This window comes from Mycobacterium gordonae, assembly GCF_001417955.2.
GTDB classification, from domain to species: Bacteria; Actinomycetota; Actinomycetes; order Mycobacteriales; family Mycobacteriaceae; genus Mycobacterium; species Mycobacterium gordonae_B.
Genome location: NZ_LKTM01000065.1, coordinates 1 through 7748 on the forward strand (window position 1 = coordinate 1; position 7748 = coordinate 7748).

The following is a 7748-nucleotide window of genomic DNA, read 5'->3' on the forward strand; positions in this document are numbered from 1 at the left end:
GTGCCGCCGTGGCCCGGGCCTACCGGCGAACGGGCTGACTGGTGGTGGTACGACCCCTTCGAACCCAAGCCGCCACCCAGTACCAACTAGCCTCACCTCCGCAGCCGCGCACCGTCGCGCTGAAGCAACCGCCCGCGTCCCGCGGAAGGCCGGCTAAGTACCCCGCGACCGAAACCGGGTCGAATCGCAGTAGTGCACTACCCAGATCGCCGCCCCGCAACAGAGCAACGATTGGCCTGTGGAGCGGGAGCGGAGAGCCCAGGGGTGCGCATGATCGATCCGGCTACCGCTACGGCGTGCGACACACGACCGGGCGCGTCGAACCCGCCGCGACCACACCTACCCAAACTCCTGCAGGGCGTCGAATTCGCTTTCTTTCGCCGGAAAGCGATGGATAGCTGGATCAAACGGCACGGACACGTCTTCGAGATCAACGTCCCGTTCTTCGGTCACACCGTCATCGTTTCGGACCCGGCCCTGGCGCGGTCGGTGTGTACGGCCGGCATCGAGCAACTGGTCAACGTCCAGCCGAACCTCAGCAATCTGTTCGGGCCCGGATCGATATTCGCTCTCGACGGCCACCCACATCACGATCGGCGCCGGTTGCTCGCCCCGGCAGTCCACGGTACGAAGCTCAACCACTACGAGCGTCTCATCGAGAACGAGACGTTGCGGGAAAGCGCAAACTGGCCGGAATGCAAGGAGTTCCGGATCCTCGAGCCGATGAACAGGATCACCCTGAACGTGATCCTGCAAATCGTCTTCGGCCCCGACGGCCCCGACGGCCCCGACACGTCCGACGGTGTGGAATTGGCGGAACTCCGCCGCATCATCCCGCGTTACCTGAAATTCGGCCAACTCGTTGCGTTCGTGCCGCCGCCGCGATTCTGGACCGGACGTCGCAACCCATGGATTAAGTTGCACCGCAGATTATTTGACCGGATCGTGGACAGAATTATCGACCGGGCCGAGGCGGATCCGCGACTGGGGGAGCGGACAGACATCCTGGCCCTGCTGCTGCGTGCGAACCGCGAGGGCGGAACCGCAATGTCGCGCCCGGACATCTGCGACGAACTGCTGGCGTTCATCAGCGCGGGGCACGAGACAACGGCGTCAGCTCTGGGCTGGATTTTCGAGCGGTTGCGCCGGCACCCTGACGTGCTCGCGGATCTGGTGGCAGAGGTCGACGCGGGCGGCAGCGACCTGCGACGCGCCGCCATATTGGAGGTTCTGCGGGTACGTACCGTCCTCGATGTCGCCGGTCGCCGGGTAAGCGCGCCCCACTTCGATCTCGGCAAGTGGCGGATTCCGCAGGGCCGCACGATGCTGGTGCGAATCGCCGATCTGCACCAGAACCCCGAAATATTCTCTAAACCAACCGAATTCGACCCACGCAGGTTTTGCGGCACCAGGCCGCCGTCGTCAGGCTGGCTGGCGTTCGGCGGTGGAGCGCGACGGTGCCTCGGCGCTGATTTCGCGCTCACCGAGATGGACGTCGTGCTGCGGACGGTACTGCGAAATTTCCGGATCCAGACCGACGCCGCCCCCGACGAGAAGTCGCATTTCCGCGGAATTGCCCACACCCCGAAACAGGGCGCCCGCGTGGTAGTCAATCGCAGAAAGTAGCCCCGATGTCGACTCAGCTGATCCGTCCACTTCAGGCACAACGGTTCGATGTTCGGTGCAACGTCGGCGACGCCATTGTGGCGAACCTGGCAGTGCACATCGTTTTCTTCTTCGACCGGCGGCTGGACACACGTGCGCTCGCCGACGCATTCGCACATGCGCTCACCGAACATCCCATTTTCGCCGGGCGAATGACCATCGCTGACGGCAGAATGCGGATTCGTTGCAAGGGCCAAGGTGTGCCTTTCACGTCGGCGTCGTCAGACCGCACGCTGGCTGAGGCGGTCCGGTCGGCGTCTCAGGACAAGGGACGATGGCTCATCGATCCGGTGAACGGGGTCACCGCCCGGTGGGGCCTGGGTCCGCTGTGCAAGGTCCGTGTCACCCACCTCGCCGACGACGCCACCGCGATCGGTTTCTCATGGCACCACGTGGTCGGTGACATGCAGACGTTCATGCACTTCATGAATGCGTGGAGTGCCGCCGCTGGCGACAGGCCACTCGCCGAGCCGCTGATCGTCGAAGACCGCGCTGCCTACCTCGACCAGCATCTGCCCCCCGACGGCGCCCGGAAGCCCGGGGTGCGTTGTCTGGGGTGGGCGGAACTCGCGCGCAGTGCGGCGTACCTGGCAAAGGATGCGCGCAAGCAACGGACCCTGACCCTCTACTTCGGGGAAGACGAAATCGCCCGTATGCGCGACGCCTACGGCGACCGGCTTCGCCTGTCTGCCAACGACGTTGTCTGCGCGCAGATTTGCGAGGCGCTCCGCAAGGCGGACCCGGCGATGGATCAGCGCACGCTGTCGATTGTCGTAAATGCGAGGAACCGTTGCGGACTCGACCCGATGTTGGCCGGCAACATCGTCACGACGCTGAACCTGGACCTGCGAAGTGGCGAAGCTGCCGGATCTTTCGCGGAACGCATCCGACGCAACGTGAACCGATTCGCCGAAGAACACTGTGACATGCGGACCAACCAGCGGTTCCTGGACGATGCCGGGCGATCGCGGGCCGCTCGCTGTGTGACCGCCAACTTCAATCCGGCCCGGTGGAATCCGCTTATTTCCAACGTGAGTGGCTTCGGCGTTTATCGCGTCCGATTCGAGGACACCTTTCCGTCCTACTGCACCCTGGTGATGCAATTACCGGTAGCGGGCGGCGGTGTCTTGATGGACGGGGCAGACGGGCGCGGGCTGGTCTTCCAGATGGCATTGCCGCCCAGGGCATTTGAGGCCATGTCGAGCCCGGCGATTCAGGGGCATCTGCACCGGTTCCGGCTCGTCGGTGACGAAATCCCGCCCCTGCATCGTGCGATGCACGTCTGAGGCGGCCGCAAGCGTCAACTGCTCCGCAACACCTCGATCGTCTCCAGCCGCCGCGAATAGATCACGGGGTAGGCCGCGGCGGCCAGCATCAGTGTCGCCACCGCAACCACTCCGGTGCGCAGCGGCGTCGGCAGCACACCCCACTCGATTCTGATGCCGTAGTACACCGGTGAGCCCAGTGACCACAGGTAGGTGAGGCCTACGCCGCCGAGCACAGCGACGACAGCGACCAGTAAGCCGAGCAGACCGGCGTTGGCGAGGATCACGGCCTGTTCTTGCCCCGTAGTCACCCCGATCGCCCGCAACGCGGCCCGTTCACGCTTGCGTTGCACAAGTCCCAGCACGAACACGTTCAGGACGCTCAAGCCGGCAGCCGCCATCACCACGTAGCCCCCGATCGTGAACGGCTCCAGGAAGCGGGTGATTCCGTTGGTGGCCACTGAGCGCCACCGCTCGTTGTCGTACACCCACAAACCGGCGCCGAGGTCGGTGAAATCGCGCCGGTGGGAACTGGATTCGGCCGCCGAGGGGTAGGACACCGCGATCTGATCGCGCACCGCGGCCCAGTCGGAACGCGCCAGGCTTTCGGACACCAGGGCGATGTCGCCCAATGCCGCGTCATTGACCATCTGTGGCCGGAACGTTCCGGCCACCCGGTAGTGTTTCGGCCCCTTGACGGTGGGCAGCTCGACGAGGGCGCCCGCGGCAACGCCGAGCCGGCTCGCGGCGATCTCGCTCAGGCCGACCTCGCCCGCGCGCAGCCCCTGCCAGAACGTGTCAGGGACGCCGGCCGGCTCATATTGCGCCTGGCTGTACCAGTCACCCGGTGTGACCCCGATGACCAAGCGCGACAACGTCCCCGACGCTATCGTCGACCGCCAGCGCGTTGACACGCTCCGACCGTCGGCGGCGCCGGTCACCAGGTCGAACGTGGCATCGGAGAGCTGTCCGTCCCGCTGATCCAGCACCGATTGCGCGGAAATCAACAGGGCCGCCGGCAGCCGGTCGGCCTTCTCGGCGGCGATCTGGTCGGTGCCGAGCAGTTGCATGGCGTGTGAGCCGATGGCCAGACTGGTGCCCTCGGCGAGTAGCGCCGCCGAGCAGGCGAAGAGCAGCGTGTAACGCCGAAAATCCGCGCCCAGCAGGCGGCCGACGGCAGGACGCGCGACCGTGAGTGCGTCGATCAACAGCCCGGCGGCACGCGGGGCGACCCACACCGTCACCAACACCAGCCCGCACAGCCCAACGGTCATCCCGTTGATGCCGACGTTCAGCGGTAGCGATCCGCGTTCGAAGATCTTCAGCACCGCGACTGCGGCGGCCATCATGACCACCCCGACAATCAGCGGCCACACAGGGATGGTCCGGGCTCGCTGTATCCCGCCGGCGCTGGCCATCGACGCCAGCGGTCCGTCGCGAAGCAGCCTGGTGGCCGGGCCGGCCATCGCGAGGATTCCGCAGACGACCCCCGCGGCCGCCCCGATCGCGATCAAGTTCGGCGTGAAGTGCGCCGTGATGGTGCCGCCCGAGCCAGCCAGCATCGATTTGCCGAAGGTGTCCACCAGATACGTCCCGAGCAGGAAACCGCTTGGTATCCCGCACAATCCGCCCAGCAGTCCCACCACAGCGCCTTCGCCCAGCATGCCGCCGAACAACCCGGCCGGTTTGGCCCCGATAGCGCCGATGGTGCCCATCACCGCACGGCGGTCCTCCACCGCCAGCAGGATGGTGTTGACGGCGATCAGTACCCCGATGATGATTCCGGCCAGCACGGTGAGGTTGAAACTCTGCTTGCCGTTCTCGAACACCGCCGGCAGCTGCGGCCGCGGCGCGCCGGCCGTCGCCACGCCCGCGACGACGTGGTCGACGTCGGCGGTGACCTCAGCGCCGTTTCTGGTTAGCACGAAGGCAGCCGTGACGTATCCGGGTGCCCCGAGCAGACGCGCCGCGATGTCGGTGGAAGGAGCCAGCAGCACGTAGCCGTCGTTGATGTCCTTGACGCGGTCGAACTCCTCAAACGTCCAACCCAGGTGCGCGGCACCCCGCGGCAGCCCGGGGAGGCGCAACTCATCTCCGAGCTTCCACCCGTGACGTTGCGCGATCACCGCCGGAACCTGCAGCGGCACACCGGGTCCCGGTGCGGGCTGGGCCTCGTGGGCGCGACGCTCGCAGTCGAAAGAGCCGACCAGCAGCTCGATTTCGCAGGACCCGCCGAGCACGAAGAAACCGTGTGCGCCGCCCGCTACATCGACCGGGGTCAGGCCGGCGACCACCGGGACCACCGCAGCGGCTCCCGTGACGTCAGCGCGCAACCGGTTGACCGTCTCGACCGGCAGCCGGCCGCTCACGTTCGGCGTAACCTCGATCACCCCGCTGTCGGCGGCGTGAGTGAGCGACGGGCCGAACGAGTCGAACGGGCGGACGAGTTCGGCCTTGAGGACCAGGACTCCGAGAACCACCGTCACACCGAGCCCGACGCCGATCACGCTGAGCAAGGTCCGGCGCCAGTCGGCGACCAGGGCCGCGACATGGATACGCCGGAAAGACAGCCATCCGGCGCGCAGCCGGCGCATCACCGCTCCCCGGCGGGGGCGCCGGCCGGGCAGGAACGCCCGTCGACAAGGTGCAGCTGGCGGGAACCGTAGCTCGCTGCCGCCTGGTCATGCGTGACCATCACGACCGCGGCGCCGTCTTCGTCCGCCAGTGAACGCAGCAGATCCAGCACCTCACGCGAGGATTGGCTGTCCAGATTTCCGGTGGGTTCGTCGGCCAGGACGATCGCGGGCCGGGCTGCCAGGGCGCGCGCCACCGCCACCCGCTGCAGCTGCCCGCCCGACAGTTCGGCCGGCCGGTGCCGTGCGCGATCACCCAGCCCGACCCGGGCCAGCAGCTCCTTGGCGCGCGCATCCGCCGATCGCGCCGGCACACCGTCCAAAACCAGTGGCAACGAGACATTCTCGGTTGCGGTGAGCATCGGTACCAGGTTGAAGAACTGGAACACGAAACCGAGGTTGCGTCGCCGGAACGCTGCCCGCGCGCCGGTACCCATCGACCAGACGTCTCGACCGGTCACGGACACTGTGCCGCCATCCGGTGCGTCCAACCCGCCGGCGATGTGCAGCAGGGTCGATTTCCCTGCCCCCGACGGCCCGGTCACGACGACGAATTCACCGCCGTTGAGCGTGAAGTCGAAGTCCACCAGCACCTGCACCTGCTCATCGCCCCGGATGTAGGTCTTGTGGATACTTTCGAGCTGCAGCACCGGTGCCGTGCCGGCAGAGCTCAGATCGCTGCGCCGGCCGCGCATGTCGTGAGAAATCATCGGATCAGGCCTTCCCATCCGGGACGTGACCGATTGATCGTGGTCTTCCTCAGCAGGGAGGGTCTGAGTAGTGCGCTACTGCAATCGAGCCGTTTTCCGAGCCCGCACTACCCGGAGAGGAACGGATTGAGAATCGGCGGGATGATCTGGTTGCCGGTCACGCCGGTCAATCGGCACCAGATCTGGGCCGGGATGTTCAGCGACTGGTAAATGCCGGCGCCGATCCAGGAGACGGGCACCTTCAAGAGATCCGGTACCGCATCGACGATGTTCTGGATGGGGCCGTACGCCAGATAGGGGATCGTGGCCGCGACCGTGCGCGAGTCGAGAACGTAGTTGGTCACGGGATCGGGATAGCCCTGTGCGGCGAAGGAGGCGCTGAGCACGCTGAACAGGTTGGGGCCGGGATCGGCGTAGGTGCCTTGGAAAGCGGGCGACGTCAGCGGCGCGCCCTGCATGTACGGCAGGGGTGACAGGCCGAAGTCATGCATGATCGTCGGAGTCACACTGACGGTCTGCCATGAGTTGTTGATCCACCCGTCTAGCAGATCGTTGCCGGCCTGATCGAAGATGAGGAAAGTCGCTGTCTCACGCGGAGATTGGAAACCGTGTCCACGTCCGAACTGGTCGGGGCCGATCTCACCGTGGTCGGTGACAATGAGCGTCGACCACTGTTCGCCGTTGTCGTGCTCCCACTGTGCCACCGCTCCCAGCAGGCCGCCACCGCCGATGGTTTGCTCACCGAGGTTGTAGTCCAGGTTTCGAAGCGCCGCGGCGTACTGCGGTGAGTCACCGCCGTACTGGTGCGCGTTGTTATCGACTCCGGCGAAGGACGCGAAGATGAGATTGCCCTTGGTGGGGTCGGCGGCCAGGATTGCGGCCTGCGCCTTCTGGCCGACCAGGTTCTGCGTCGCAATCCAATCCGTGTCGCCCGGGACCTGCGGGACGAATTCGATGTGGTCGGCGGGATGCGATCCGGCGCCGGCGATCCGGGTGTTGATGCCGCTCGTGGTGCCCTCGCCGTTGGCGATGACCGTCGTGTTGACCAGGTCGCCCCAGGTGGCCTCGAGTTGGTTGTACACGGTCGGCCAGGTGTCGTAGGTCCACGGGGTGAAGACGTTGTTGCTCACGCCGGCGGTCTCCATCCAGACGCCGGTCTGAATGGTCGTCCAGGAAGGGTTGGAGATGGTGGTGTGCCCGACGATCGTCGATGCGGAGGTGACGCTCTGCTTCATGAACGCGTGAAAGTTGGGTGTCCCGGCGGGGTCTGCCAGGATCGCGGCCAGATTCGTGCCGTCGGTGCCGATCAGCAGGAAGTTCACGTCGGGAGCCGTAGTGAGCAGGGCCAGTGCCTGCTGCTGAGACACCTGCAGTACGGCCGGATGCTCGCCGACGCTGCCGGTTGCCCCCGGCGCACCGAAGAACGACAACGCTCGCCCGCCCAACCCGCCGGGCCCGGCGGCGAGGGGTCCCAG

6 protein-coding genes are annotated in these 7748 nt (G+C 66.2%); 3 read left to right on the top strand and 3 right to left on the bottom strand.

Features of this window, described 5'->3' with window-relative positions:
• The 3 genes from AO501_RS38955 to AO501_RS08410 all read left to right on the top strand — a co-directional run.
• Positions 1-90: hypothetical protein (locus AO501_RS38955; protein ID WP_231752402.1), on the top strand; the 90-nt coding region annotated here is incomplete at its 5' end.
• A 180-nt stretch (positions 91-270) separates the two neighbouring features.
• A complete protein-coding gene (locus AO501_RS08405; RefSeq protein ID WP_055577293.1) occupies positions 271-1626 on the top strand; it encodes a cytochrome P450 in 1356 nt (451 codons plus the stop codon).
• Positions 1627-1631: 5 nt separating this feature from the next.
• Entirely contained in the window at positions 1632-2951 is a 1320-nt protein-coding gene (locus AO501_RS08410; RefSeq protein ID WP_055577290.1) for an acyltransferase, read from the top strand.
• 14 nt (positions 2952-2965) lie between these two features.
• Here the strand turns inward: AO501_RS08410 and AO501_RS08415 are convergent, their stop codons facing one another.
• From AO501_RS08415 to AO501_RS08425, 3 genes are all read right to left on the bottom strand, one after another.
• On the bottom strand, positions 2966-5524 hold the full coding sequence (locus AO501_RS08415; RefSeq protein WP_055577291.1) for an ABC transporter permease: 2559 nt from the start codon (positions 5522-5524) through the stop codon (positions 2966-2968).
• Positions 5524-6273, bottom strand: coding sequence for an ABC transporter ATP-binding protein (locus AO501_RS08420; protein ID WP_231752401.1), 750 nt, complete (start codon positions 6271-6273; stop codon positions 5524-5526). The genes AO501_RS08415 and AO501_RS08420 overlap by 1 nt, the downstream gene beginning before the upstream one ends.
• Positions 6274-6380: 107 nt before the next feature.
• Positions 6381-7748, bottom strand: a 1368-nt coding sequence (locus AO501_RS08425) for an alkaline phosphatase family protein (RefSeq protein ID WP_156452410.1), incomplete at its 5' end; no start/stop codon positions are given.

Excerpts from the sequence above, each read along its gene's own strand:
- AO501_RS08420 (WP_231752401.1), bottom strand. The coding sequence starts at position 6,273 with ATGATTTCTCACGACATGCGCGGCCGGCGCAGCGATCTGAGCTCTGCC.
- AO501_RS08410 (WP_055577290.1), top strand. The coding sequence starts at position 1,632 with ATGTCGACTCAGCTGATCCGTCCACTTCAGGCACAACGGTTCGATGTT.
- AO501_RS08415 (WP_055577291.1), bottom strand. The coding sequence starts at position 5,524 with ATGCGCCGGCTGCGCGCCGGATGGCTGTCTTTCCGGCGTATCCATGTC.
- AO501_RS08405 (WP_055577293.1), top strand. The coding sequence starts at position 271 with ATGATCGATCCGGCTACCGCTACGGCGTGCGACACACGACCGGGCGCG.